Source organism: Streptomyces indicus (assembly GCF_900100315.1).
GTDB lineage: Bacteria > Actinomycetota > Actinomycetes > Streptomycetales > Streptomycetaceae > Streptomyces > Streptomyces indicus.
Genome location: NZ_FNFF01000001.1, coordinates 1,092,192 through 1,117,312, shown reverse-complemented (window position 1 = coordinate 1,117,312; position 25,121 = coordinate 1,092,192). Strand labels below are relative to the sequence as shown.

The window sequence follows — 25,121 nt, the reverse complement described above, 5'->3', positions numbered from 1 at the left end:
CCATCAGAGAGGTTCGCCATCATGCGATCCATCAACCGGCGTGCGGGCGCAGCCCTGCTGTGCCTGGCCGCCACCGCCGGTCTCGTCTCCTGCGGAGGTTCCGACAGCGCCGGAGGAAAGACCACGCTCGACTACTGGCTCTGGGACGACCGGCAGCTGCCCGCGTACAAGGAGTGCGCCACCGCCTTCGAGAAGGCCAACCCGGACATCACCGTCAAGATCACGCAGACGGCCTGGGACCAGTACTGGCAGAACCTCACCACGCAGCTGGCCTCCGGCGAGGCGCCCGACGTGTGGACCAACCAGAGCACGTACTACCCGCAGTTCGCCGCCAACGGCCAGCTCCTCGACGTCCAGCCGCTGGTCGACCGCGACAAGGTGGACCTCAGCGGCTTCCAGGCCGGCCTCGCCGACACCTGGGTGAAGGACGGCAAGCGGTACGGGCTGCCGAAGGACTGGGACACGATGGGCCTGGTCTACAACACCGCGCACTTCGAGAAGCAGGGCGTGTCCGCCGCGGAGCTCGCCGACCTGACCTGGAACCCGCAGGACGGCGGCACCCTGGAGCAGGCGATCGCCAAGGCCACCGTCGACGCCGAGGGCCGCAACGGCCTCGACCCCGACTTCGACAAGAAGCACGTCAAGACCTACGGCTTCCTGCCCGAGTGGGCCGACGGCGGGCACGGGCAGAACGGCTGGGGCCCGCTCGCCGCCTCCATAGGCTTCCAGTACCTCGACAAGAACCCCTGGGGCACCCACTACAACTACGACGACCCCAAGCTCGCCGCCACCATCGACTGGTTCAAGCACCTGATCGACAAGGGCTACGCACCGCGCTTCGACAAGTCCTCCGACGTGGCCAACTCCGAGCTGATCACCGCGGGCAAGGGCGCGATGACCATCGTCGGCTCCTGGACCATCTCCATGTTCACGGACCCCAAGGTGAAGGAGAAGTTCGCCTTCGCCCCGCTGCCGGCCGGTCCCGAGGGGCGCAAGTCCTCCATCAACGGGCTCGCGGACTCGATCTGGGCGGGCACCGAGCACAAGGAGGAGGCCTGGAAGTGGGTGAAGTTCCTCGCCTCGCCGGAGTGCCAGAAGAGCGTGGGCAAGCACGCCGTCGTGTTCCCCGCCCAGAAGGCGGGCACGGAGGAAGCCCTCGCGGCCCACAAGGCGCAGGGCCGTGACGTGACGGCCTTCACCGACGCCGCCGCTTCCAAGGACGGCACCTTCCTGCTGCCCGTCACCGAGCACGGCACCGAGATCAACCCGCTGGTCCAGGACGCGGTCCAGTCCGTGATCCTCGGCCAGACCGGGGCGGAGTCCGCCCTCAAGAGCGTCAACGACAAGGTCAACGGCCTCTTCAAGTAAGCCCGTTCCCCACGGGTTCAAGCGAGCCCGTTCCGCACGGGACGACGTGACCGGCATGGGCGGCAGGACTCCTGCCGCCCATCCCCCTCGTACACACGCAAGGAGATCCATGGCCCAGCTCCTGGACGTCGGCGAGCGCACCTTCGCCGTCGAACTCGAAGGCGAAGGCGCACCGCGGCCCGTCGACGGCGGACTGCTGCTGCCGCCCGGTCGCGTCGCGGTCCTGCACGGACTCGGCGACGCGCAGTTCTACCGGCACGGACACAACTCCTGGAGCCCCTGCGGCTGGCGCCGGCTCTCCGAGGAGCCGCTGCGCATCGAGAGCGCCGAGCGCCGCCTCACCGCCGACGACACGGTGTGGGACGACCCCGCACGCCACCACTCCTCCGCGCTCGCTGCCCTGGAGGGACCCGACGGCAGGGTGCTGCTGCTCGGCGCGCTCGGCCTCGACATCCCGCGGCTCGTGGCCGACCGGGACACCCTCGCCGGCTGGTACGAGGACGGCGGCGCGCCCTGGTTCCTCGCGTACGGCAGCGAGGAGGAGGTCTTCGCCGCATACGCCGCCCAGCTCGGCGAGCGGCTCGGGCGCAGCACCAGGCGGGCGGGCAACGTGTGGTGCAGCTGGTACGCGTACTACGAGAACATCACCGAGGAGCAGCTCACCAAGGACATCACCGCCCTGCGCGGACTGCCCTTCGACGTCGTGCAGGTCGACGACGGCTGGGAGCAGCAGGTGGGGGACTGGGAGGCGAACGACAAGTTCCCTTCCGGCATGCGGGCGTTGGTGGACCGGATCCAGGACGCCGGACTGCGCGCGGGGCTGTGGATCGCGCCGTTCATCGCCCTGCCCACCTCGCGCACCGCGCGCGAACGCCCGGAGCTGCTGCTGCGCGGCGAGGACGGCGAGCCGGTGATCACCGGGCACAACTGGGGGACCGGCTACTACGCGCTCGACCTCAGCCGCCCCGACGCGCAGGACCATGTGCGCGAGATGATCCGGCGCATCACGCAGGACTGGGGATTCGGCTATCTCAAGGCCGACTTCATCGGTGCCGCCGCGGCGCCCGGCGTCCGCTCCGTGCCCATGGGTCGCGAGGCCTCGTACCGGCTCGGTCTGGAGATCATCCGCGAGGCGGCCGGCCCGGACACGTATCTCCTCGGCAGCGGCGCCCCGTTGCTGCCCTCGCTCGGTCTCCTCGACGGCATCCGCAGCGGGCCCGATGTCGCTCCACAGTGGGAGCACTACGCCACCCAGGACCCGTCCGACGCCCTGGCCCGCAACGCGGTGGTCAACACGCTGCACCGGCTGTGGCAGTCGCCGCTCCTGGAGGTCGACCCGGACGTGGTCTACTTCCGCAGCCGGCTCAACCTCCTGACGGAGCATCAGCAGAGCTGGCTGCGCGATCTCGCGGACATCTGCGGGTTCCGCGCGGTCTCGGATCCGCCGGGCTGGCTGCACCCCGACGAACTCGACGCGCTCACCGCGTACTTGGCGGCCCGGCCCGAGGTCCGCAGGCTGGGACGCTACCGGTTCGCACTGGACGGGCGGGAGGTGGACTTCACGGCGGCCGTGGAGCGCGAGGGCCAACAGCGCTATCCGATCTCGTGAGGTGAGCCGGCCGCACCCCCGAGGTGCGGCCGGACCCGGGCGGCCCGCGGGATTCGTCCACGGGCCGCCCGGGGATTAGTAAACTGCTCAGCGATATCCAACGGCGGGTACCGCGCGATCCCCACCAGGGAGTAGACCAGCATGGCGACCACGGGCACGGACCTGTCCCGGATGCGCGAGATGAACCAGTTGTCCATCGTGTGGGCGCTGCGCGGCAACCCGCCCTCGACCGTCACCGAACTCGCCGGCCGCACGGGCCTGTCCCGCCCCGCCGTCGACGTCCTCGTCCAGGCGCTGGTGACCGAGGGCTGGGCCGCGGTCGAGGAGCCCGGCGCCAAGAGCGTCGTCGGGCGCCCGGCCCGCCGCTACCGGTTCCGCGCCGACGCCGGTCACGCACTCGGCATCGACATCGGGGTCCACAAGATCCTCGTGATGCTCAGCGACCTGGAGGGCAACCTGGTCAGGACGGTGCGCCGGCCCGCCGACCCCGAAGCGGACCCGGCGGCCCGCCTCGCCGCGGCGGACGCCGCGATCGACGCGCTGCTCGACGAGTCCGGCATGACCCCGTCCGACATCTGGGGCATGACCGTCGGCGTGACCGGACCCGTCGACGCGAGCGGCCGCACCTCGCTGTTCACCCCGCTGCCCGGCTGGAGTTCGGCCGACCCGGCCGGCCACTTCGCGGCCCGCTTCCGCTGCCCCATCCAGGTGGAGAACGACTGCAAGCTCGCCGCCGTGGCCGAACGCTGGAAGGGCGTCGCGCAGGACGCGGACGACATCGTGTACCTGCTCGCCGGCATCCGTACGGGCGCGGGCCTCATCCTCGACGGCACCCTGCGGCGCGGGCACGGCGGCGCGGCGGGCGAGATCGGCGCGCTCAAGGCGGTCCGCTGGCTGGACGCGCCGGGCCATCTCGCCGCCTGCGCCGGGGTGCCCGCGAGCGCGCGGCCGGGCGAGGCGGCGGCCTGGGTGTTCGAGGCGGCCCGCGCGGGCAACCGCGAGGCGAAGACGGCCGTACGGCGCTACACGCGCGACCTCGCGGTGGGCGTGGCCGCGCTGGTGCTCGCGCTCGACCCGGAGATCGTGGTGCTCGGCGGCGGCTTCTCGCGCTCGGCCGACGTGATCTTGCCGCTCCTGGAGGGCGAACTCACCAAGCACTGCCTGCGCCTGCCCGAGCTGCGCACCTCCACCCTCGGCGACGAGAGCGTGGCACTCGGCGGCCTGCGGCTGGCCCTCGACGACATCGACAGCCGCCTGCTCAGCGCGGAACTCGCGGCTCCGCGGGCGCCGCGCGGCTGAGAGCGGGCGGTGTACGGCTGACTGTGGGCGCCGCGCGGCTGAGCGAAGGCGGCGTGCGTGCAGGCGAGCGCGGGCGGCACTTGCCCGAAGACGTGCAGGTGGGCGGCGGTGTGAGCCGGTTGTCCCGGTCCCTCCTGGCAGGTTGCCGCCATGGCGGCTTCCCGCCCGGATCAGGTCATCGTGCTGCAACATTCAACAGCTGACACTCTCCCCAGCACCCGGGAACACCCCACCCCGCCCGGGGCTTTCGCAGGAGAGGCAGTTCCATGGACAGAGCACCCTCGCGGCGCAGAGCCCGGCTGACGGCAGCCGGGCTCGCGCTCGTCCTGCTCCCGCTCGGGCAGCAGGCGCACGCAGCCGGCGACCCGGCCGCGGCGCCAGGGGCGGCAGCCGGGCAGACCGCCCGCGCCGCGCACACCGTCATGCTGATCACCGGCGACAAGGTGACCGTCACCGACCTCGGCGGCGGGCGCAGGACCGTCGACGTGCAGCGGCCCGAGGGCGCGCGGGGCAAGGTGTGGACGCGGACCGACTCCGACGGCGACCTCACCGTGATCCCCGAGGAGGCACGCGGGTTCCTCGACTCCGGCCGCCTCGACAAGCGGCTGTTCGACGTCAGCGAGCTCATACGCCAGGGATACGCGGCGAAGGCCGGCCAGCGCGCCGAAGGACTGCCGCTGATCGTCACGTACGCGAAGAACGCGCGGGCCGGGCGGCTCCAAGGGGCCGAGCGGTCACGGGAGTTGCCCAGCATCAACGGCGCGGCCTTCGAGGCCGGGCGCAGCTCCGCACTGTGGCGCACCCTCACCGACGACGCCGCGCGCTCCCGCAGCTTCGGCGCGGGCGTGCAGAAGGTCTGGCTGGACGGCAGGGTCAAGGCCGAGATGGCCGAGTCCAACGCGCAGATCGGCACGGCCAAGGCCTGGGAGGCCGGGCTCACCGGCAAGGGCGTGAAGGTCGCCGTCCTCGACACCGGCGCCGACCTCACCCACCCCGACCTCAAGGACCGTGTCACCCGGTCCAAGTCGTTCATCGCCGGCCAGGAAGTCGCCGACCGCAACGGCCACGGCACCCACGTGGCCTCGACCGTCGGCGGCAGCGGCGCTGCGAGCGACGGCAAGGAGAAGGGCGTCGCACCCGGCGCCGAACTCGCCGTCGGCAAGGTGCTCTCCGACGAGGGCTCGGGCCAGGACTCCGAGATCATCGCGGGCATGGAATGGGCGGCGAAGGAGATCGACGCGAAGATCGTGTCGATGAGCCTCGGCAGCCAGATCGGCACCGACGGCACCGACCCGATGGCCCAGGCGGTGAACAACCTGACGGAGGAGACCGGCGCCCTGTTCGTGATCGCCGCCGGCAACAACGGCGCGCCGGGCACGATCGGTTCGCCCGGCTCCGCCGACTCCGCGCTCACCATCGGTGCGGTCGACCGCACGGACACCGCCGCGTACTTCACCAGCAAGGGCCCGCGCACCGGCGACCAGGCGCTCAAGCCCGACCTGTCCGCGCCCGGCGTCGAGATCCTCGCCGCCCGCTCCTCGCTGATCACCGAGGGCGGCGACGGCCCGTACTGGAGCATCAGCGGTACGTCGATGGCCACCCCGCACGTCTCCGGTGTCGCCGCGCTGCTCGCCGAGCAGCACCCCGACTGGGACGCGCGGCAGCTCAAGAACGCGCTGATGTCCACCTCCAAGACCCTCACCGACTCCCCGTACGACCTCGGCGCGGGCCGGCTCTCCGTGCCGGACGCCGTCGGGGCTCAGATCACGGCGACCGGCAGCGTCGACTTCGGCTTCCACTGCTGGCCGTACGAGAACAACGAGCCGGTCACGAAGACGCTCACCTACACCAACCACACCGGCCGGCCGGTCGAGTTGACGCTCGCGGCCGAGGGCGCCGACTACCTGACCCTCGCCGACCGCACGCTGACCGTCCCGGCGCACGGCACCGCGTCCACGACCGTCACCGGCGACGGCGCGAAGGCCCCCGTCGGCAACAACGGCGGGCAGATCACCGCGACCGCGGGCGGCAAGCCCGTCGCGCACACCGCGTGGGGCCTGGTGAAGGAGGAGGAGCGGTACACGCTCACCGTGCACATCAAGGACCGTGACGGCGCACCGGCGCCCGGCTCGTTCAGCCTGCTCAAGCTGGCCGCCCGCGAGCAGGCCGAGGGCTACGGCGTGGACGAGAGCGGCACCGTCGAACTCCGGCTGCGGCCCGGCTCCTACGCGCTCAACGCCTTCGCCGACGTGCGGGGCAGCCACGGCAAGGACTCGCTCGGCCTCGGCTACTTCACCGAGCCCGAGATCGAGCTCGACCGCGACCGCGAGATCACCCTCGACGGCCGCAGACTGCGGGAGCTGGACACCGAGGTCGACCGGCGCACCGAGACCCGCCAGCTGACGATGGAGTTCACGCGCGAGGCCAACGGCACGGCCGTCTCCGAGGCCGTGCAGGTCCCGCCGCTGTACGACTCGGTGTTCGCCGCGCCGAGCAGCAAGCCCGCGACCGGTACGTACGCGTACCGGACCGTGTGGCGCCTGGGCAAGCCACTGCTGTCCGTCGAGGCCGGCGGCCGGCGGCTCGGCGAGGCCACCGTGCAGAACGGCGGCGCGATCCTCGACGGCGAGCTGCGGCTCCCGGTCGTCGACGCGGGCGACGGCACCGCGGCCGCGTACGCCGGCAAGGACGTGCGCGGCAAGGCCGTGGTGATCCACGCCGACGGGGCGACCCCGGCCGCACAGTTGGCGCAGAACGCGCAGGACGCCGGTGCGAAGGCGCTGTTCGCCAGCGACGACGCGGCGGGCCGGCTCATGGACTGGTGGGGCACCGAGGCGTACGAGCCCCGCGAGCTGTACGTGGCCACGGTCGGCGACACCGACGGCGACCGGCTGCGCGAGGCGGCCCGCGAGGGCGACCGGCTGGCACTCGAGGGCACCGAGTACACCCCGTACGTGTACGACCTCACCGACGGCCACGCAGGCGCCGTCCCGGACCGCGATCTGACCTTCGCGCCCACGCGGCGTGAACTCGCGGTCGTGGAGCAGAAGTTCCACGCGGACGAGAAGGTCGCGGGAAGCGAGTTCCGCTACTCGATGACGGACACCTACCCGATCGGGGTCGGCTTCCCGGAGCGCATCGCGTTCCCGCGCGAGCGCACGGACTACGTCTCCACCGGGGCGGGCCAGGAGTGGCACGAGTCGGTGACCACGGGGCCGGGCGTGGTCGAGCAGCGCAGCGGCGTGTTCCCGTACAAGGGCGGCAGCCGCCAGGAGCTCGACTGGTTCAAGCCGGTGCAGCACCCGTGGCTCGGCACCGGCCTGGGCTGGGGCCAGACCCGCAACGGCGACAACCTCGAGTTCAACGTGCCCGGTTGGGGCGACTCGGGCCCGGACCACACCGGCTTCGGTGACGTCTGGAGCGAGGGCACCGGACTGACCCAGGCCACCAAGGTGTACGTGGACGGCCGCCTCGTCGACGACCGGCAGGGCTCCGGCGCCTATGCACGGCCGGAGGACGTGGCCTCACGCGAGCAGCAGTTCAAGGTCGTCACCGACACCACGGCGGACCCCGCGCGGTACAAGCTGACCACGAAGGGCCACACCGAGTGGACCTTCAAGTCCGCCCCGACGCCCGCCGACCGCCTCACCTTCCTGCCGATGCTCAACCTCGGCTACGCCGTGGACACCGACCTCGCGGGCGACGTCCGCGGCGGCCGTCCGCTCCCCGTCGGCCTCTTCGCCGAGTACGTGAAGGGCGCACCGGACACGGGCCGGATCGGCTCCGGCAGCCTGGAGGTGTCGTACGACGACGGCGCGACCTGGCAGCGCGTGCAGCTCCGCGACGGTGCGGGTGCGGCCTGGAAGGGCACGCTCGCGGTCCCGCGCGACGCGGAGTTCGTGTCACTGCGCGCCTCGGTCTCGGACGACCGCGGCGGATCCGTGCGGCAGGAGATCATCCGGGCGTTCGGGGTGAAGTAGGTCGGTGGTGACGGCGCACTGAACCGGACGGCGCCGACGGCCCGGCGAGGCGAACTGCCTTGCCGGGCCGTCGTGTTGCCGGGACCTTGCGCTCAGGCTCCACAGCTCCACAGGGTCCGCGGGCTCCCCCTCAGGCGAGCCCGAGTTCCGTCAGGACCAGTCTCATCGCCTCCCGTACCGCCGCGCGGGACTCGTCCGTCGGGTCGAGGCCCTCGAAAGCGTGGTGGCCGTTCGGGACGTCCACGAGGCGCAGGCGGGCGCCGGCCTGCTGAGCCGCGGTGACGAACTCCGCGACCGTGGCCGCGATCGCCGAGGTCTCCAGGCCCGCGCGGGTGAGGACCAGCGGCAGGCGGCCCGCGGAGGCGACCACGTCCGCCGGGCGGAAGTGCCCGGCGGGCAGGCCCCAGTTGGGGAGCGGGGCCATGATCGGGTAGTTGGCGGCGAGGCAGCGCAGCCACGGGGGAGGGGCACTCAGCCACGGGGTCGTCAGGGGGCCGCTGCCCGAGAAGAACCAGAGGGCGATGCGGGAGGAGTCGACGCGCGGATCGGCACGGATCTGATCCACCGCGGCCGCCAGGTCCGCCGCCGCCCGCGGGTAGTCCGAGACGTCGTGCAGGCCGTGGTTCAGGGTCACGCCCACCGCCCCCCGCGCGGCCGCGTACCGCGCGTATCCGACGAACGTCGGCCACTCGCGCGGCTCCGGGCGCATCCCCGCGGGGACCGGCCCGCCGTGGATGATCACCACGGCGGGGCGCGGTGGCGCCGAAGGGGTGTCCGTGGCCGGGAAGAAGAAGTCCACGCTCCCGTCGCGTACCGGTGCGATCTCCGGTGCGATCTCCGGTACGTCGAGGAGGAAGGGCCTCAGGTAGCCCGGCGTCTCCGGCTCTTCGTCCGCCGCGAGGCTGACGCCCCGGCCCGCGGCCGCGTCGAGGAGGGCCTGCGCCAGTTCGCGCGGCTGCGACAGCATCGGCCAGTGCCCGGTGGACAGTTCGAAGAACGTGACCTCCGGACGGGCCAGCGCCTGAAGGGCCGGATCACCGAAGCCGACCAGCATGCGCACCGTCGCGATGGTCGAGCCGCTCTCCGCGCACAGCACCCCGGTCGTCGGGAGCGCCGCGGCCGCACCGGTCAGACGCAGCGGCTGCACCAGGGTGCCGGACGGATGGGGTGCGGCCAGGGCTGTGAGCCGGTCAAGGTGGGCGTCGGACAGGCCGGCCGTACTGCCCCAGCGCGCCCACTCCTCGCGGTCGGGCGGTGGCAACTGGTCGGCAGTCCCCAGGAGTTCGCGCAGCTCGGGGTCGGGCACCGTGGCCGCGGCGACCGCGCCGTCCTGCACCAGCGGGCCGTCCACGTAGACGACGCGGGCGACCTGACCGGCGCGTCGGTCCGCCGCGCCCACGGCCGGGTACACGCCGTACGCGTGCCCGACGAGGACCACCTCCGGTGCGTTCCGGGCCGCGGCCTGCCCGTCGCCCGCGTCCGCGTCGCTCCCGTCCGCCTTGCCCCCGTCAGCGTCGCCCCTGACCACGCCGGCCCGGTCCACGCCGCCGCCGTCCGCGTCGATCGCGGCGACCACGCGTGCGATGTGCGCCTCCAGGTCGACGGCCGCCGCGCCCTCACCGGTACGCGGCGCCTCCACCACCTCCGCCTTCGCGCCGGCCGCGAGCAGCGCGTCGATCGTCTCCTGCCAGATCCCGGCCCCCGTGAACAGGCCGGGAACCACAATGAACCGGGTCATCCCGTACTCCCTCCTCCGTCGCCCGCGCACCGGTCCGCAGCCGGTCCGAGGTCGCGGGTACGTTAGGAACTCCCCCCAAGGGAGGTTCAAGGGATGGCCCGCGCGTCCCGGAACCGGCCGCGGGGGCGCGCACCGGCCGCAGGAGAGGGAGGGGCAGATGCCGACACCGCCCGAGGGTTCGTGGAGCATCGGCGAGCTCGCCGAGCACGCCAGGACCACGGTGAAGACGGTCCGCTTCTACTCCGACCGCGGCCTGCTGCCCGAACGCCCGCGCAGCGGCGGCGGCCACCGGCGCTACGGGCCCGACGCCCTGGACCGCCTCCGTCTGATCCGCTCCCTGCGCGGCCTCGGCGTCCCGCTGCCGGAGGTCCGGCGCATCGTGGAGGAGCGCGCCGGCGCCCTGGAGGACGCCGTGGCGGGCCAGTTGCGCACCCTCGGCTCCCAACTGGCCGCGCTGCGCTGGCAGGAGGCCGCACTCCGCCTCGTACAGGAGTCGCCCGAGCGCGAACGCGCCGACCGGCTGCACCTGATCGGCGCGCTCGGCACCCCGCCGAGCACCGAGCCGCTCGCCCGGTTCTGGCGTGCGTGGCTGCCGGTGCGTATGCCGGCCAAGGCGACCGCGGCCTTCCTCGACGTGGCCGTGCCGCAGCCCCCGGACAGCCCGACCGCCGGCCAGGTCCTAGCCTTCGCCCGCCTCAACGCCCTGGTCACGCGCCCCTGCACCGTGAAGGAGCCCACGCAGCCCGCCGCGCACGGCTCGGCGGGCGCCCGCGAGTCCGCGCTCCTGTACACGGGACTCGCCGAGGCGTACGAGCTGGCGAACCGGCAGATCCTGGCCGGTGCGGCCCCGCATTCCGGCGAGGCGCTGGTCTCGTTCGTGCACACGTACGCGGCGGTGGCCGGGCACCGCGACACCCCCGCGTTCCGCCGCGCCCTCGCCGACCAACTGGCCGCCGATCCGCGCTTCGACGGCTACTGGGAGCTGGTGTCCGAGGTGACCACGCCGCCGGGGGAGCGGCCGGCGCCGACCCCGGGCGAGTCGCACGACTGGCTGCTCGCGGCGCTGACGGCGGAGGTGCGGCAGGAGGCGGCCTGAGCGGCTGGCGGTGGCTTGAGATGGAGTGGGGCGGCCTGAGCGGCTGGCGGTGGCTTGAGGCGGAGTGGGGGCGGCTGCCCGGTCCGACGGCCTGCACCCGGCGGCGGCCCGCCGGACCTCACGCGGGCAGCGCCCCCAATCCGTCCAGCCGCCCCAACTGCTCGGCCGTCAGCCGCACATCCTGCGCCGCCACGTTCTCCTCGAGATGCGCGATCTTCGCCGTGCCCGGGATCGGCACCATGACCGGGGAACGGGCGAGCAGCCACGCGAGCGCCACCTGCGTGGGCGTGGCGCCCGACTCGGCCGCCACCGCGGCGACTTCCTGCCGTGCGCCCGCGTTCCCCCACGCCACCGTGCGCCACGGCAGAAACGCGATGCCGTCCCGCTCGCACGCGGCGAGCACCGGCTCGTGCTCGCGGTCCAGGAGGTTGTAGCGGTTCTGCACGCTCGCCACATCGATGATCTGCTGCGCCGCACGCAGCTCCTCGACCGACACCTCGGACAGGCCGAGCCGCCCGACCTTCCCCTCGTCCTGGAGTTCGCGCAGAGTGCCGAGCTGGTCCTCGAGCGGGGTCTTCGGGTCGATGCGGTGCAGCTGGAGCAGCTCGATGCGCTCCACGCCCAACCGCGTCAGCGCCCGCTCGACCTGCTCGCGCAACACCTGCGGGCGGCCGTCCAGCTCCCATTCACCGGGCGCCCCCGTCAGCGCCACACCCACCTTGGTGGTGATCAACAAGCCTTCCGGATACGGGTGCAGGGCCTCGCGCAGCACTTTCTCGTTCTCGCCCCCGCCGTACATGTACGCCGTGTCGATCAGCGTGACCCCGAGCTCGACGGCCCGCCGGGCCACGGCCACCGACTGCTGCCGGTCCGCGCCGGGCCCGGCCGGCAGATGCATCGCGCCGAAACCGAGCCGCCCCACCTCCAGATCCCCGCCGATCCGGAACGTCGTCCTGTCCGCTGCCCCCATGATGCTTCCCCCTCGCTCCACGCCGGCCGCTGCCGGCGGACGATCACGCTAACAGCGTGGTCCGACACCGCAGTCGATTCCCGGGCTGTTCGGCCGAGGACCTCCCAACAAGCTGCGCAAACCCGTAAGTTGACCTCGGACGGTTCGAACAGAGGGAGGGGCCGACCGTGGCCAACGAAGAGTCCGAGAAGTCCGGTTCCGCGGTACAGGGCCGGATCGACGTGTCACGGCCGCACTCGGCGCGGATCTGGAACTACCTCCTCGGCGGCAAGGACAACTACGAGGTCGACCGCATGGCCGGCGACAAGGTCGTCGAGGTCTATCCCGGCATGCGCGACGTGACGCGGCAGTCCCGCCTGATGCTCACGCGCGTCGTCTCCCACCTCGCGGGCGAGGCGGGCATCCGCCAGTTCCTCGACATCGGCACCGGCCTGCCGAGCGCCAACAACACCCACGAGGTCGCCCAGTCCATCGCCCCGGACGCGCGCATCGTCTACGTGGACAACGACCCGCTGGTCCTCGTCCACGCGCAGGCGCTCCTCACCAGCACACCCGAGGGGGCGTGCGACTACATCGAGGCGGACGTGCGCGATCCCGAAACGATCCTGCGCGAGGCGGCCCGCACACTGGACTTCTCGCAGCCGGTCGCGCTGATGCTGATGGGCATCCTCGGCCTGGTCACCGACGAGCAGAAGCCGCAGGCCCTCGTCGACCGGCTGCTCGCCGCCCTGCCCTCCGGCAGCTACCTCGCCCTGTACGACGGCTCGGACGCCGACCCCGCGTACGTCGAGGCCATCACACGCCACAACAAGAACAGCGGCGCCGTCCCGTACACCCCGCGCAGCATCGAGCAGATCGCCCGCTACTTCGACGGCCTCGAGCTCCTCGAACCCGGCGTGGTCTCGGTCGAGCGCTGGCGCCCGGAGCCGAACCGCTGGGGCGAGGCGGTCCCGGTCTCGTGCGCGGGCGGAGTGGCGCGCAAGCCGTGAGCACGGGCGGGTGCACCTTGGTACGCAGACCGTGAGAGGTGCGGGGCCTCAGCCTACGTACGCGCTAGTGAACTCGGGTCCCTCCAGGCCCTGTTGACACCCCTCGTGGTCGTCGGGCGCGCCCACCTTCGTCAGAACCAGCGCGTACCCCTGCCCCGGGCTGCACCCTTTGTCGCTCCAGGCCCGCGCCATGACCGTCCAGACGACGGCGAGCGCGACGGCTCCGATGATGAGGAACAGCCGTGGCTTCATGAACCCCCCTTGTGCGTCGGCCCGCCCCATGGTGGCGGGCCGGCGCCGGCGTCGCCAGCCTCGTCCGCGGGGCGCCGCCGCCCGTGCGGGGATCGCATGGCCCGCGCGGGGACCGCATTGTCAGACCCCCCTGCCATGATCCCGGCATGCTGTACGAGACCTTGGCGGCCGAAGCCCGCAAGAACGACTCCCTGGACGAGGTGCGCCTCGCCGCGCTCGACCGCGTCCGGTGGCTGCCCGACGTATTGGAGCGGCAGCGCGAGGCGCACGCGCGGGCGCTCAGGTTCGACTGCACGCGGGCTTCGGACCTGCGGGCCTCCGCCACCAGGGCCGCCGTGGACGAGCAGTTGGCCGCCTGCGGCGACGAGGACGGCCGGGCCGCGGTCCTCTGTCTGATGCTCGCCGCGCGCTCCGACGCCGTCGCCCTGTGGCACCACGGGGACGAGATACGGCCCTTGCTGCGCCGGGTGCGCGGGTGGACGGCGCCCGAGGCCGCCGTGCTGCTCGCGCGGGTCGCGGAGTACGACACGGGCTGGTGGTTCGCGGACGGCCTGACCTTTGCGCTCGACGCCGCCGAGCAGCTCGGCACGGAGGAACGGCGCGCCATCGCGCCCTGGGTGCGGCAGGCGTACGTGGCGCTGCGGGACCGGAGCATGGAGGCGCCCGTGCGCTCCCGGCTCAGCCGCCGGCTGAGCTCCCTCCTCGCGAGCGCGGACGAGGCGGACCTTCCCGCCGCCCTGCTGCCGGCCCGCGCGCCCTGGGCCGCGGCGCTGCGCGAGCGGGCCGAGAAGGAGCCGACGGCCGAACTCGCCGCTCTGCTGAGGCACTTCACGGCACTCTCCGGACCCCGCCCGTCCCAGAAGTGGCGAGGCACCTGCCAGGAGCTCATGGCGGCCGCCGACGCCGCGGACGCGGTGGCCGCGACCCTGCGGGACCTCGCCGAGGGCGAGACGGTGTGCAGCCGCGGGCACGGCCCGCACACCGCCTGGCTGCCCGACGACTACCACCACCACTACGTGGCGCACCAGAATGACGGCGACCTCGTCCGCGGCCTCGTCTGGGCCGCCGCGCTGTCCGACGGACCGGCCGCCGTGCGGCACCTCGGCACCCTCGCGCTGCGGGTGAGCGGCGCCGAACGCGGCATCCTCGAGGACCTCAAGCTGGCGGGCGCGGCCCTCAACGCGCTGTCCGAGACCGGGGACCCGGCCTCCCTTGACGCCCTCTGGCGGCTGCGCACCCGCATCAGGCACCGTGCCCTGCGCAAGCAGCTCGACACCGCCCTGACCACCGCGGCCGGCCAACAGGGCATCACCCCGCAGCAGCTCGTCGAGCGCACCGTGCCCGACCACGGACTCGGCCAGGACGGCCTCCGCGCCTGGGAGTTGGGCGACCACCAGGTGCGCGTCACCATCGAGGACGCCACCACCGTGCGCCTCACCTACGTCCGCCCCGATGGCACCACCTCCCGCACGGCCCCCGCAGCGGTGAAGAAGCAGCACGCCGAGGGACTGAAGCAGGCCAAGGCCTTCGCCAAGGAGCTGCGCGGCACCCTCGCGAGCGAGCGCGCCCGCGTCGAGGCCCTGCTGTCCACCGAACGCGAGTGGCCGTACGACGAGTGGCGCCGCCACTACCGGGACCACCCCGTGACAGGGGTCCTGACACGCGCCCTGATCTGGGAGTTCCGCACCGCGGACGGCCCCTGGCGGCCGGCTGCCCCCGGCAGCGCGGCGCCCGCCGAAGCCTCCCGCGTACGCCTCTGGCACCCGGCCCGCTCCTGCGCCGACGAGGTCCGCGGATGGCGCGAGCACCTCATGGCCGAGCGGCTGCGCCAGCCCTTCAAGCAGGCCTTCCGGGAGATCTACCTGCTGACGCCGGCCGAGGAGGAGACCCGGACCTACTCCAACCGCTTCGCCGCCCACATCGTCCGCTACCAGCAGCTCTACGCCCTGTTCAAGGAGCGCGGCTGGCAGGCCCGGTACCTCGGGCGGCACGAGGGGGGATACGACGGTGCCGCACGGGGCGAGTTCGCCGACGGCACCTGGCGCGCCGTACTCCACCACGAGCCCGCCGACGAGGACTTCGACCACTCGCCCGCGCACGCCGCCACCGACCAGGTCCGCTTCGAGCGCCGCACCGGCCGCCAGTGGCGCGAGGCACCGCTCACCGAGGTGCCGCCGCTGGTGTTCAGCGAGGCGATGCGCGACGCGGACCTCTTCATCGGTGTGACCTCCATCGCCGCCGACCCCGAGTGGACCGACCGGGGCGAGCACCGCCACACCGCCTACTGGCGCACCACCGCCTTCGGCACCCTGACCGCCGGTGCCGAGATCCGCCGCGCGGCCCTGGAACGCATCGTCCCCCGACTGAAGATCGCCGACCGGTGCGCACTGGAGGGCCGTTTCCTGGTCGTGCGGGGGGAGTTGGCCACGTACCGGATTCATCTCGGGTCGGCGAACGTCCTGATGGCGCCGGACGACCGGTACCTGTGCATCGTGCCGGCGGGGCGCGCGCCCTCGGGCGGCGGTCGGGTGTTCCTGCCGTTCGAGGACGACCGCCTGTCGCTGATCCTGAGCAAGGCGCTGTTGCTCGCCGCCGACACGAAGATCACCGACGGGACGATCCTGCGGCAGATACGGGGAGAAGGCTGAGGCATCCGGTGACGCGCGGGCGGCGTCGGCTCAGGAGCGGCTCGCCGTCTCGCAGGCGTCGCCGCGGCCCGTGCCCTCCAGGCCCTCGGTGCGGTCGTACGGATCCAGGGACGGGCCGCCGTCGGCCGGCTTGTGGTCCTCCGTGAAGGTGGGCGAGAGGAAGCCGAAGACGTCACAACCGCCGTTCGTCGTATGGAGTTTGTAGGAGAGGAAGGAGAACGTGCCGGGTTCCGTCTTCACCTCGGCCGGGTCGTCCCAGCTCATCACCAGCTCGCGGCGCACGATGGTGCGGGTGACCTCGTCGTCCCCGCCGGTGCGGACGAAGGGGTAGACGAAGGTGACGTCCGCGGTGACGACCACCGAGCCGTGCTCGCCCTCCTCGTACGTGAGACCGCCGCGCGACTTGACCACGTCACCGACGAGTTCGACCTCGTCGGTGCGGTAGCGCGTGAACAGGAGCAGGGGGTCGTTGTCGCGGGTCGGCTCGGTGAGCGCCGTGGTGAGCAGGCCGCGGACGTCCTTCTGGTGCGGGTTGACCAGGGCGATCGCCGTGTCGGGGCGGCCGCCGCGCAGGACGTCGGGGTCCAGGTTGGACTCGGTGAGGAAGTCCAGGGAAGCGTCGAGGGCCTCGTCGACCTGCCGCTGGTCCATCCAGCCCGTGGCCCGCGCCTCGGGCCGCTCGATGCCCGCCGCGCCCTCGGCCCAGCCGGCGGCCGGGGAGCCCTTGAACGGGTCGCTCGGAGTGGCCTGCCCGGCGTCCGCGCCGCCGCCCGCTCCGCGGCTGCCGCTGCCGCCGCCCGTCAGCCCGGACAGGGCCCCCGGCCAGAGCGCCAGGACCAGCGCGGCGAGGGCGAGGAGGAGTCCGAGGACCTGCCAGGCCTTGAACCGCCGCTCCCGGGGCGGACGATGGGCCCGCCACGCCTCCGGCTGCTGCGGCTGCGCCCGCAGCCGGCCGGCCACCATGCGCGCCCGCGCCGAAGGTTCCTCGGGTGCGCCGGGAGTGCCGGACTCGGCCTCGCGCAGGAACCGCTCCCACTCGTCGTCCGGTATCGACGACCCCGACTCGTCCTTGCGGCTGCTCAACTCCCCGCCCCCTGCCTGTTCCCGCGGGCGTTCGACTCCCGGATCCCCTCCGCCCGCCGAGCGATGATCGCACAGGGGCGGAAGGGAGGGGAGGGGTGCCTGGGAGGGGTGGGCCGCTCCGTGATCCGGCAGGGACCTGCGGTCAGGCTCCGTGGTGCAGCGTCACGAACGTCCCGCGCTCCTGCGCGTCCTCCGGCGGCTGCCATACGGCGGTCACCCGCCCGGCGGCCGTCGCGTCGCCCTCGCCGGGCTCCGGCACGCGCACGAGACGCAGCACGGCGCCACCGGTCAACCGGATCTCGGTGCCGGCCTCCGTGTCGGTGACCGCCGCGATCCCGGCGTCGCCGAGGGGGCCGCCCTCGTAGGCGGCCAGGACCTCACGGTCCTCCTGGTCGCTGATGCTCTGCGCCTGCGCCTTCACCCGGCCCTCGAAGAACGCCGCCAACTCCGCGACCAGGACCGGGTCCTGGCACCCGTCGTACACCCAGCGCCTGCCGAGCACGCCGTGGTCGGCGGTCCCGATCAGCGCGTCCTCGACACCTTCCAGGGGAGCGCCCCGGTAGGTCAGCGGCACCAGGTACGCGACCTCCGCATCGCGCACCACCATGAACTCGATCCCGACCTCGCCCGCGGGGTCGTCGAGCCGGAACCCGCCGGCCTTCGCGAGCTGCGGTGCCCGGCCGCCGCCCCGGTACCAGGGCCGCCCGGGCAGCCAGCCGGTGAGCAGTTCCAGCTTGGCGGGTGTGAGGGTCGTGCGGTGGATCTCGGCCATACGGAAGTGTCCTCCAGCAAGTCGGGCTGCGATCGCCGTCTCCGGCCACCCTTTCATCCCGCCGGCGCCGCCTCGCGCCGAGGTCACGGACCGCCGGGGCGCAGTGGGCCCCGGACCGATGACTTCCCGCGCCGCCGGCGGTCTGTCCAGGTGAAGGGCCGCGCGGGCCCACCGGACCACGGGAGCAGCCATGGGCAAGGTAGTGATGCAGAACGTCGTCTCCGTCGACGGGTTCATCGCCGATGAGAACGACGAGGTCGGGCCGCTCTTCGAGTGGTACGGCAACGGCGACGTGGACCTCGGCGGGCCCGGCGGACCGCGGGTCTCGAAGGTGTCGGCCGCCTATGTGCAGCCCGTGTGGAACGCACTCGGCGTCCTGGTGATCGGGCGCCGGCTCTTCGACATGACCAACGGCTGGGAGGGCAACCAGCCCGCCGGCGAGCACGTGGTCGTGGTCTCGCACCGGCCCAAGCCCGAGGGCTGGCACCCCGAAGCCTCGTACCACTTCGCGACCGACGTGCGCGGCGCGATCGCGAAGGCGCAGGAACTGGCGGGGGAGCGCCCCGTCGGGGTCGCCGCCGGGGACGTGGGCGGTCAGGCGCTCGCGCTCGGTCTCGTGGACGAGGTCGCGATGGACGTGGTGCCGGTGGTGTTCGGGTCAGGGAAGCGGTTCTTCGGCTCGGTCGCCGCCCAGCATCTGCTCGAGGATCCGCATGTGGTCATCCAGGGCGAGCGCGTCCTGCACCTCGCGTACCGCGTACGGCGGGAGAACGGCTGACTCCGTACGACGGGACTACGGCTCGCCCCGTACGGCAGGACAACGGTGACCCCGTACGGCGAGGGCGACGACCGCCGCCGTACGGGGCCGGCGTGCGTGTCCCCGTACGGCGGCAGGACGGGGAAACCGTCTGGGTGGACACGCGTAGAGCCCTCTTGCCAACCCCTCGGAACAAGTCCACGATGGTCGCTTCCCGGTGGCCCACGGCCTGCGGAAGCGCCCCCGGAGACGCAGGTCGCGAACCACCCGACGCGGGCCCTGATTCCTGGAGACCAGCATGGACTTCGGACTCGTTCTGCAGACCGACCCGCCGGCCGCGCAGGTGATCAGCCTGATGAAGCGGGCCGAGCGCAACCGCTTCCGCTACGGCTGGACCTTCGACTCGGCCGTGCTGTGGCAGGAGCCCTTCGTCATCTACAGCCAGATCCTGGCCCAGACGCAGCGGCTCACCGTCGGCCCGATGGTCACCAACCCCGGCACCCGCACCTGGGAGGTCACCGCCTCCACCTTCGCCACCCTCAACGACATGTACGGCAACCGCACGGTGTGCGGGATCGGGCGCGGCGACTCCGCGATGCGGGTGGCCGGACGCAAGCCCAACACCCTTGCCCGGCTGGGCGAGGCGATGGACGTCATCCGCGATCTCGCCGAGGGACGGGAGGCCCAAGTCGACGGTGCGGCCATCCGGTTGCCGTGGGTGCGGGACGGGAAGCTGCCGGTCTGGATGGCCGCGTACGGCCCGAAGGCGCTGGCGCTCGCCGGGCAGAAGGCCGACGGGTTCATCCTCCAGCTCGCCGATCCGTTCCTCACCGAGTGGATGGTGCGCGCGGTACGGGACGCCGCGGAGGCGGCCGGGCGCGACCCGTCGTCCGTCACCATCTGTGTGGCCGCCCCCGCGTACGTGGGCGAGGACCTCGCGCACGCGCGCGAGCAGTGCCGCTGGTTCGGCGGCATGGTCGGCAACCACGTGGCCGACCTGGTCTCCCGCTACGGCGAGCACTCCTCGCTCGTGCCCGAGGCCCTCACCGCGTACATCAAGCAGCGCGAGGGTTACGACTACAGCCACCACGGGCGGGCCGGGAACCCGTCGACCGACTTCGTGCCGGACGAGATCGTCGACCGCTTCTGCCTGCTCGGCCCGGTCGAGGCGCACATCGAGAAGCTGCGCACGCTGAAGGCGCTGGGCGTCGACCAGTTCGCGGTGTACGCGATGCACGACGCACGGGAGCAGGTCATCGACGCGTACGGGAGTTCCGTCATTCCGGCGCTCCAGGACTGAGGGGGCGGAGCGCGCGGGACGGGGCTCACGGCGCGCTCGCCGCGTCCACCGGGCGCGGAGCGGCCGACCGGCCGGGTTCAGCGCTCCTCGGCGGGCCGGTCAGCCGCGTTCAGCCGCTCCTCGGCGGGCCCGTCAGCCGCCGTACGCCCCACACCGCGAGCCCGCCCGCCACCACCGGGGCGACACGGCGGGTCAGGATGCCGTTGCTGTCGCTGCCGATGCCGTGTCCGGGCAACAGGCCGATGCGCATGGTCAGTTCACGGTTCGCCAGGTCGCGCAGGGTGGAACGGAGCTGGTCGAAGGTCGAGTTGGCCGCCAGGATCAGCTCAAGGGCCCGGCGGGCCGCCTGCTCACGGGAGAGCACATCGCGCGCGAGCTCCACCATGACGTCGGTGAGCGCGTCCTCGAAGACGTCGAGGGCGGACAGTTCGGGGGCGACCAGGCGCACCGAGCCCTCGATGTTGGTGATCGACTTGCCGAGCATGCCGACCATGGGACTGGTGCGGATCCCGCGCTGGGCCGCGCAGCGAAGCACCTGGGTGAGGGCCACGCCGAAGTCGAGGTCCTCCAGGGCCGCTGCGGTGATCAGCGGCACGAGCCGGGTCATGTCCTCCTGGAAGCCGAGGAGATCGGCGAACGGGGTCGCCCGGCCCATCTCGGTCCAGGCGGAGGCGAGACCGCGCGCGTCGTTCTGGGCCAGGCTGGTGAGGGCCATGATGCCGAGTGACCCGAGGTTCCGGTCGATCCGGCCGACCATGCCCCAGTCGATGAGCGTGGCGCCGTGTTCCGGGTGCACGAAGATGTTGCCCGGGTGCGGGTCGGCGTGGAACATCCGCTCCACGAAGTAGCCCCGGTACATGAAGGTGAGCAGGTCGCGGCCGATCCGGCGGCGCTGCCTGGCCGAGAACTCCGACAGGTCCGTCTGGTTCAGCGCCGTGCCCCGTGCGGTGCTCTGCAACAGGACCTCGGGCGTGGCGAGATACACCTCGGGGATGTGGATGCCCTTGAAGTCCCGTGCCATGCGCCGGCCTTGGGCCATGTGCTTGGCCTCGGTGGTGAAGTCCAGCTCCGGCTGCATGCAGTCGAAGATCACCTGAAGGGTCGCCTCGACGTCGAGCACGGACCCGATCCGGGGCACCGCGTGGCCCGCGAGCCGCGCCCCGCGCCGCAGATACGCCATGTCGGCGTACACGCGCTCCCGGGTGCCGGGCCGCATCACCTTGAGCACGCCGTCGCGGCCGTCGGCGAGCACCACCCGGTAGACCTGGGCGAGCGAGGCCGAGCCGAGCGGTGCCTCCGTGTCGATCTCCCGGAACGTGGCGGCCCACCGGGGGCCGAGCTGCTGCCGGAGCACCGGTTCGAAGACGGGGAACGGCTCGGAGTGCACGGAGTCCTGGAGCCCGGCCAGCTGTGCCAGGACGGCGTCGGAGACGACATCGGATCGGGTGGCGAGGATCTGTCCGACCTTCACCCAGAACGGCCCCAGGTGCTCGATCACCTCCCGGATGCGGCGGGCGCGGCGCTGTCTGCGCGCCAGCTCGGTGTGCTCGACGCCGATGCGCTCGCGCGAGGTGAGCACATCGGCGACGAGCAGCGTCATCAACTGGCCGACCTTGAAGCTGCGTCCGTGGGTCACCGGGCCCGCTCCCTGCCCGCCGCTCCCGGCCCACCGCCGCCGAGGAGTCCGGCGGGTCCGCCTCCGAACAGCCCCGCGAGACCGCCCGGCAGTGCGCCCTCCTGTGGCAGGGCGGAGACGAGGAGCTCGGTGACCACGTCCAGCGTGCAGTCCCCGCCCGTCGTCCCGTCCCGTACCCGCAGCCGCTGGCCCGCCTGCAACAGCGCCCGCACCTCGGCGAGGCCGACCGTGCGACCGGGGGATCCGTCGCCGGTGGGACGTCCGTCGTCGGTGGGACGTCCGTCGTCGGTGAGCCGCCCGTCCTCGGCAGGGCGTCGGTCCTCGGTGAGCCGCCCGTCCGCGCTCCGCAGCAGCCTGCGCGCAGGCCGTGGACCCTCGGCGGTCCCGTCCGGGGACTCGTGCTCTTCGTCGTGGTCGCGCAAGGGCACTCCTCAGGAACGGCCGAACAGGTGCACGGCGGCCTCGGTGTCGCCGCGCGCGGTGAAGAACTGCGCCAGGGCGTCGAGGAGTTCGGGTTTCGTGATCTGCCCGTCGCCGTCCCGGTCGATCTCACGGAACCCGCGGCCCAGGTCGTCCGGATGCAGCTTCGGGCCGAAGATCCGGCGGTACTCGGCCAGGTCCAGACAGCCGCTGCGGTCGCTGTCGGCCGCGTCGAAGACCGCTCCCATGGCGGTGAGCAAACCGGACGGCGGCTCCCCCGCGGACTCCGCCGCCGTGTCGGCCGGCGACTCCACCCGCGCGCCCGCCACGAACTCCTCCCGCGAGACACGGCCGTCGCCGTCCGTGTCCAGGCCCGCCAGCTGTTCCCACCACGCGTCGAAGGCCTCGTAGACCCGCTGCTCGGCGTCCTCGTCGAGGTCCAGGGGCCAGCACACCGAACGCACCATGGCCTGGAGGTCCTCGCGGGTCAGATAGCCGTCGCCGGTCTGGTCGAGCACCTCGTCGAAGAAGCGCCCCACCCTGACCGGGCGCGCATCGCCCGCGCGCTGCACCGGCACCGGGCCGCGCCGCCGCGCCGGGCGCGGCAGAACCGGGCGGCCCTCGAGCGCGGCCGCCGCGAGCGGCAGGTACCGCCACCGTACGGGCCGTCCGGCCAGACAACTGCGGGCCGTACGGTGCACCAGTCGCGAGAGGACACGGTCCCGGCGCCGGGCGGTGAGCCCCAGGCGCCGGCGGTACGCGGCGGGCAGGTCGGCCCGCAGCACGGACCGCATCACCACCTCCGCGAGGGCGCACGCCGCCTTCCACACCGGCGCCGGACAGCGGGCGAGCCACGGCGGCCGGGGCAGCGAGGCGTACAGGGCGCCGAGGAGATGGCGCACCTCGGGGTTGTCCTCCAGGGTCTCCTCGACCATGGACGCGAGGTACGCACGGCACTCCGCCACATCCCGCGGGATGGTGCTGTCGGCCATGCCGAACGCGAGCATGATGAGCCGCCACTCGTCGTACAGCTGCGCTTCCTGGTCCTCGGTGAGCGGCCGTCCGCCCAGGCGCTCCATCGTGACCATCGCGTCGTACAGCGTGACCGCGATCCAGGTGCGGCTGGAGTCGTCCAGGCCGTCGTAGCGGCGGCCCTGTTCATCGGTTCCGTTGATGTGCCGGTGGACGCGGCGGATGCGGGCGAACTCGCGGGCCCGGGTGTCCGGGTCGCCGTAGGTGAGGCGTTGCAGGCTCTCCAGGGTGAGTTCGAGCCGGCGCAGCGGGCGCGTCCGGTACGTGGAGTGCCGGGCCAGTGCCGCACCGCCCGCCGGCAGGGCGGCCTCCAGGACCAGCGCCCGGCCGGTCACGAGGAGCATTCTGCGCTGGCCGAGCAGCCGCCAGCACAGCGATCCGGGTCCGGGCAGGGGAAGGTCACTCACGAAGGTACCTCCTGCGAACAGGCCGGGCGGCCGCTGTCGTACGGATACGCGGCGGCCCGGCGCATTTCTACGGCGCGGCCCCCGCAGACTTCCTGGGGACCGCCGCTCGTAAACGCGGCGTGACGGCGGCGACCGGGACTCCCGACGGCGGCAAAAGTGCCTTTTCCCGCGCCAGTTCAGGCATCCGTGCTTTCAAACACCGGGATTTATCAAGGGATGACACGGAGTGTGGGAACACGATCGAGTGATGAGTTCCCGGATTGCGGCGGAAATTCCCGCTCCCGGAATGCCGTCAAAGCGCCCTGGGTAACACGGAATCGTCCACGCGGAGCGCCGAATGCCACGAGACGGAAGTACATGCTGGATACGCACGTCATGGAAACGCTGAAGGGCACGAGCAGGACGTTCTTCCTGCCCATCATGCGCCTCGACGGGGAGTTGAGGGACGCGGTCGCGGCGTACTACCTCGCGAACCGCGCCCTCGACCAGATCGAGGACCACCCGCGCCTCCCTGCCGAGGCCAAGATCGCCCTGCTGCGCGGGGCGAGCCGCCTGCTACAGACGGATGCGTTCACGGAACAGCAGGTGGACCACCTCTTCCGCCCGTACCGCGCCCAACTGGAGCCCGTCACACGGGACTTCCACCGCTGGGCCGTGCAGCTGCCGCCGCACGACATGGCGCCCCGCCTGTGGGACTCCCTCGCGGCGCTCGCCGACCGGATGGCGGACTGGGTCGCGGCCGGATTCCGGATCAAGGATGAGGCCGATCTGGACCGCTACACCTTCGCGGTGGCGAGTTCCATCGGCATCACGCTCTCGGACCTGTGGAACCGGCACGCCGCGATCGTCACCCGCTTTCCCGAAGCCGTCGCATTCGGCCGTGCGGTGCAGGCGGCGAACATCGCCTGGAACCGTGAATCAGACCTCGGGCGGGGTGTGGATTTCTTCCCCGAGGGCTGGTCCAGGGACGACATGTGCCGTTACGCGCGCAGGCATCTGCCCGGCGCGCAGGCGTACACGGACTCCATTCCCCGCGGGCCGGTGAGAGATTTCTGTGCGCTCACTCTGGACATCTTCCGCGCCACCCTGTCCGCGCTCCAGGACGGAACTCCCATGAACCGCAAGACCATTGCCGCCCTCGCCGAGCGCTATGCCGTCCCGGAGTGAGCCGCCGCGCGCCGCGGTGCCGCTGAGAGTGGCCGGCGCACTGCTCGTCTGCGCCGCGGCCGTGGCGGTGCCCGTCCTGCCGGTCACGCCCGCCGCGGCGGCAACGGCACACGCACCCGCTGCCCTCCCGGCCGAAGGCTGCGGCTTCACGGGCACAGACCTCGATCTCGGTGAACTCGCCCGGATCGCCCGAGAGAAGGACGTCGAGGACGCGGTACGGGCAGCCTGCCGGCGCACGCCGCCACCGCCCCCTGCCCCGACCAGACGGCCACCACCGCCGCCACCGCCTCCACCCGCACCGCCCCCACCCCCGCCTCCGGCCTCCGCACCACCCGCTCCTCCGCCGGACCCCGTGCGCGCCGATCCGCCGCCGCGACCCACCCCCACTCCCACCCCAACCCCGAGCCCCACTCCCGCCATCCCGCGCGCCTATCGCGGAGCGTCCGCCGCCGAGAAGCCCGAGGGCGGGGCCCTCACCACCAGAACCCTGCTGCTCGTCGCCCCTGCCGTACTCGCCGCCGCCGCGCTCGGTGCGGGCCGCGGCCGACGCTGACCCGCGCACACCCGCCATCCCGCAGCACAGCGCTCCACCCCGCAC

The 25,121-nt window shown here is 72.8% G+C and carries 19 protein-coding genes; 11 read left to right on the top strand and 8 right to left on the bottom strand.

From position 1 onward, the window contains the following. Positions 1 to 21 precede the first annotated feature (21 nt). The 4 genes from BLT97_RS04980 (at position 22) to BLT97_RS04965 (ending at position 8,256) form a co-directional block, all read left to right on the top strand. Positions 22 to 1,368 (top strand): ABC transporter substrate-binding protein, encoded by a 1,347-nt coding sequence (locus tag BLT97_RS04980; protein ID WP_093607385.1) that lies wholly within the window; start codon positions 22 to 24, stop codon positions 1,366 to 1,368. Between the two features lie 109 nt (positions 1,369 to 1,477). Further along, on the top strand, positions 1,478 to 2,977 hold the full coding sequence (locus BLT97_RS04975) for a glycoside hydrolase family 36 protein (RefSeq protein ID WP_093607384.1): 1,500 nt from the start codon (positions 1,478 to 1,480) through the stop codon (positions 2,975 to 2,977). A gap of 141 nt (positions 2,978 to 3,118) precedes the next feature. Then, entirely contained in the window at positions 3,119 to 4,276 is a 1,158-nt protein-coding gene (locus tag BLT97_RS04970; protein ID WP_093607383.1) for an ROK family transcriptional regulator, read from the top strand. A gap of 266 nt (positions 4,277 to 4,542) precedes the next feature. Then, on the top strand, positions 4,543 to 8,256 hold the full coding sequence (locus tag BLT97_RS04965; protein ID WP_093607382.1) for a S8 family serine peptidase: 3,714 nt from the start codon (positions 4,543 to 4,545) through the stop codon (positions 8,254 to 8,256). A gap of 130 nt (positions 8,257 to 8,386) precedes the next feature. Here BLT97_RS04965 and BLT97_RS04960 read toward each other — a convergent pair whose 3' ends face one another. Then, positions 8,387 to 9,994: a dienelactone hydrolase family protein gene (locus tag BLT97_RS04960; RefSeq protein WP_093607381.1), complete on the bottom strand. Its 1,608-nt coding sequence runs from the start codon at positions 9,992 to 9,994 to the stop codon at positions 8,387 to 8,389. Positions 9,995 to 10,151: 157 nt separating this feature from the next. Between BLT97_RS04960 and BLT97_RS04955 the strand changes: the two genes are divergently transcribed. Then, a complete protein-coding gene (locus BLT97_RS04955) occupies positions 10,152 to 11,090 on the top strand; it encodes a MerR family transcriptional regulator (RefSeq protein ID WP_093607380.1) in 939 nt (312 codons plus the stop codon). Positions 11,091 to 11,208: 118 nt separating this feature from the next. Here the strand turns inward: BLT97_RS04955 and BLT97_RS04950 are convergent, their stop codons facing one another. Continuing rightward, positions 11,209 to 12,060 carry an aldo/keto reductase gene (locus BLT97_RS04950; protein WP_093607379.1) on the bottom strand — a complete coding sequence of 284 codons (852 nt, stop codon included), beginning with the start codon at positions 12,058 to 12,060 and terminating at the stop codon, positions 11,209 to 11,211. A gap of 167 nt (positions 12,061 to 12,227) precedes the next feature. Between BLT97_RS04950 and BLT97_RS04945 the strand changes: the two genes are divergently transcribed. Continuing rightward, positions 12,228 to 13,049: an SAM-dependent methyltransferase gene (locus tag BLT97_RS04945; RefSeq protein ID WP_093607378.1), complete on the top strand. Its 822-nt coding sequence runs from the start codon at positions 12,228 to 12,230 to the stop codon at positions 13,047 to 13,049. 48 nt (positions 13,050 to 13,097) lie between these two features. Here BLT97_RS04945 and BLT97_RS04940 read toward each other — a convergent pair whose 3' ends face one another. Then, complete coding sequence (locus BLT97_RS04940; RefSeq protein ID WP_143041309.1) at positions 13,098 to 13,301, bottom strand: hypothetical protein; 204 nt, start codon at positions 13,299 to 13,301, stop codon at positions 13,098 to 13,100. A gap of 146 nt (positions 13,302 to 13,447) precedes the next feature. Between BLT97_RS04940 and BLT97_RS04935 the strand changes: the two genes are divergently transcribed. Beyond that, complete coding sequence (locus tag BLT97_RS04935; protein WP_093607376.1) at positions 13,448 to 15,949, top strand: DUF4132 domain-containing protein; 2,502 nt, start codon at positions 13,448 to 13,450, stop codon at positions 15,947 to 15,949. Positions 15,950 to 15,979: 30 nt separating this feature from the next. Here BLT97_RS04935 and BLT97_RS04930 read toward each other — a convergent pair whose 3' ends face one another. After that, a complete protein-coding gene (locus tag BLT97_RS04930; protein ID WP_093607375.1) occupies positions 15,980 to 17,032 on the bottom strand; it encodes a hypothetical protein in 1,053 nt (350 codons plus the stop codon). Positions 17,033 to 17,174: 142 nt separating this feature from the next. Further along, on the bottom strand, positions 17,175 to 17,804 hold the full coding sequence (locus BLT97_RS04925; protein WP_093607374.1) for a maltokinase N-terminal cap-like domain-containing protein: 630 nt from the start codon (positions 17,802 to 17,804) through the stop codon (positions 17,175 to 17,177). 190 nt (positions 17,805 to 17,994) lie between these two features. Here BLT97_RS04925 and BLT97_RS04920 point away from each other — a divergent pair, with 190 nt between their 5' ends. Further along, positions 17,995 to 18,582 carry a dihydrofolate reductase family protein gene (locus BLT97_RS04920; protein WP_093607373.1) on the top strand — a complete coding sequence of 196 codons (588 nt, stop codon included), beginning with the start codon at positions 17,995 to 17,997 and terminating at the stop codon, positions 18,580 to 18,582. 277 nt (positions 18,583 to 18,859) lie between these two features. After that, positions 18,860 to 19,861: a TIGR03842 family LLM class F420-dependent oxidoreductase gene (locus BLT97_RS04915; RefSeq protein WP_093607372.1), complete on the top strand. Its 1,002-nt coding sequence runs from the start codon at positions 18,860 to 18,862 to the stop codon at positions 19,859 to 19,861. Between the two features lie 109 nt (positions 19,862 to 19,970). On the opposite strand, the gene BLT97_RS04910 is transcribed toward BLT97_RS04915, so the two are convergent. Genes BLT97_RS04910 through BLT97_RS04900 form a run of 3 tightly spaced genes read right to left on the bottom strand, consistent with a single transcriptional unit; the run spans position 19,971 to position 23,356 of the window. Beyond that, a complete protein-coding gene (locus BLT97_RS04910) occupies positions 19,971 to 21,497 on the bottom strand; it encodes an ABC1 kinase family protein (protein WP_093607371.1) in 1,527 nt (508 codons plus the stop codon). Next, positions 21,494 to 21,919: a hypothetical protein gene (locus BLT97_RS04905; RefSeq protein WP_093607370.1), complete on the bottom strand. Its 426-nt coding sequence runs from the start codon at positions 21,917 to 21,919 to the stop codon at positions 21,494 to 21,496. Before BLT97_RS04905 ends, BLT97_RS04910 begins: the two co-directional genes overlap by 4 nt. Before the next feature lie 9 nt (positions 21,920 to 21,928). Then, positions 21,929 to 23,356, bottom strand: coding sequence for an EF-hand domain-containing protein (locus BLT97_RS04900; RefSeq protein ID WP_143041308.1), 1,428 nt, complete (start codon positions 23,354 to 23,356; stop codon positions 21,929 to 21,931). Positions 23,357 to 23,731: 375 nt separating this feature from the next. Between BLT97_RS04900 and BLT97_RS04895 the strand changes: the two genes are divergently transcribed. After that, positions 23,732 to 24,523, top strand: a complete 792-nt coding sequence (locus BLT97_RS04895) for a squalene/phytoene synthase family protein (RefSeq protein ID WP_176953644.1) — start codon at positions 23,732 to 23,734, stop codon at positions 24,521 to 24,523. Positions 24,524 to 24,875: 352 nt separating this feature from the next. Next, positions 24,876 to 25,076: a hypothetical protein gene (locus BLT97_RS38870; RefSeq protein ID WP_176953643.1), complete on the top strand. Its 201-nt coding sequence runs from the start codon at positions 24,876 to 24,878 to the stop codon at positions 25,074 to 25,076. Positions 25,077 to 25,121 lie beyond the last annotated feature (45 nt).

What these genes read in the sequence shown, in the direction of transcription:
- BLT97_RS04980 (WP_093607385.1), top strand. Translation starts at nt 22, where the DNA reads ATGCGATCCATCAACCGGCGTGCGGGCGCAGCCCTGCTGTGCCTGGCC.
- BLT97_RS04975 (WP_093607384.1), top strand. Translation starts at nt 1,478, where the DNA reads ATGGCCCAGCTCCTGGACGTCGGCGAGCGCACCTTCGCCGTCGAACTC.
- BLT97_RS04970 (WP_093607383.1), top strand. Translation starts at nt 3,119, where the DNA reads ATGGCGACCACGGGCACGGACCTGTCCCGGATGCGCGAGATGAACCAG.
- BLT97_RS04965 (WP_093607382.1), top strand. Translation starts at nt 4,543, where the DNA reads ATGGACAGAGCACCCTCGCGGCGCAGAGCCCGGCTGACGGCAGCCGGG.
- BLT97_RS04960 (WP_093607381.1), bottom strand. Translation starts at nt 9,994, where the DNA reads ATGACCCGGTTCATTGTGGTTCCCGGCCTGTTCACGGGGGCCGGGATC.
- BLT97_RS04955 (WP_093607380.1), top strand. Translation starts at nt 10,152, where the DNA reads ATGCCGACACCGCCCGAGGGTTCGTGGAGCATCGGCGAGCTCGCCGAG.
- BLT97_RS04950 (WP_093607379.1), bottom strand. Translation starts at nt 12,060, where the DNA reads ATGGGGGCAGCGGACAGGACGACGTTCCGGATCGGCGGGGATCTGGAG.
- BLT97_RS04940 (WP_143041309.1), bottom strand. Translation starts at nt 13,301, where the DNA reads ATGAAGCCACGGCTGTTCCTCATCATCGGAGCCGTCGCGCTCGCCGTC.
- BLT97_RS04935 (WP_093607376.1), top strand. Translation starts at nt 13,448, where the DNA reads ATGCTGTACGAGACCTTGGCGGCCGAAGCCCGCAAGAACGACTCCCTG.
- BLT97_RS04925 (WP_093607374.1), bottom strand. Translation starts at nt 17,804, where the DNA reads ATGGCCGAGATCCACCGCACGACCCTCACACCCGCCAAGCTGGAACTG.
- BLT97_RS04920 (WP_093607373.1), top strand. Translation starts at nt 17,995, where the DNA reads ATGGGCAAGGTAGTGATGCAGAACGTCGTCTCCGTCGACGGGTTCATC.
- BLT97_RS04915 (WP_093607372.1), top strand. Translation starts at nt 18,860, where the DNA reads ATGGACTTCGGACTCGTTCTGCAGACCGACCCGCCGGCCGCGCAGGTG.
- BLT97_RS04895 (WP_176953644.1), top strand. Translation starts at nt 23,732, where the DNA reads ATGGAAACGCTGAAGGGCACGAGCAGGACGTTCTTCCTGCCCATCATG.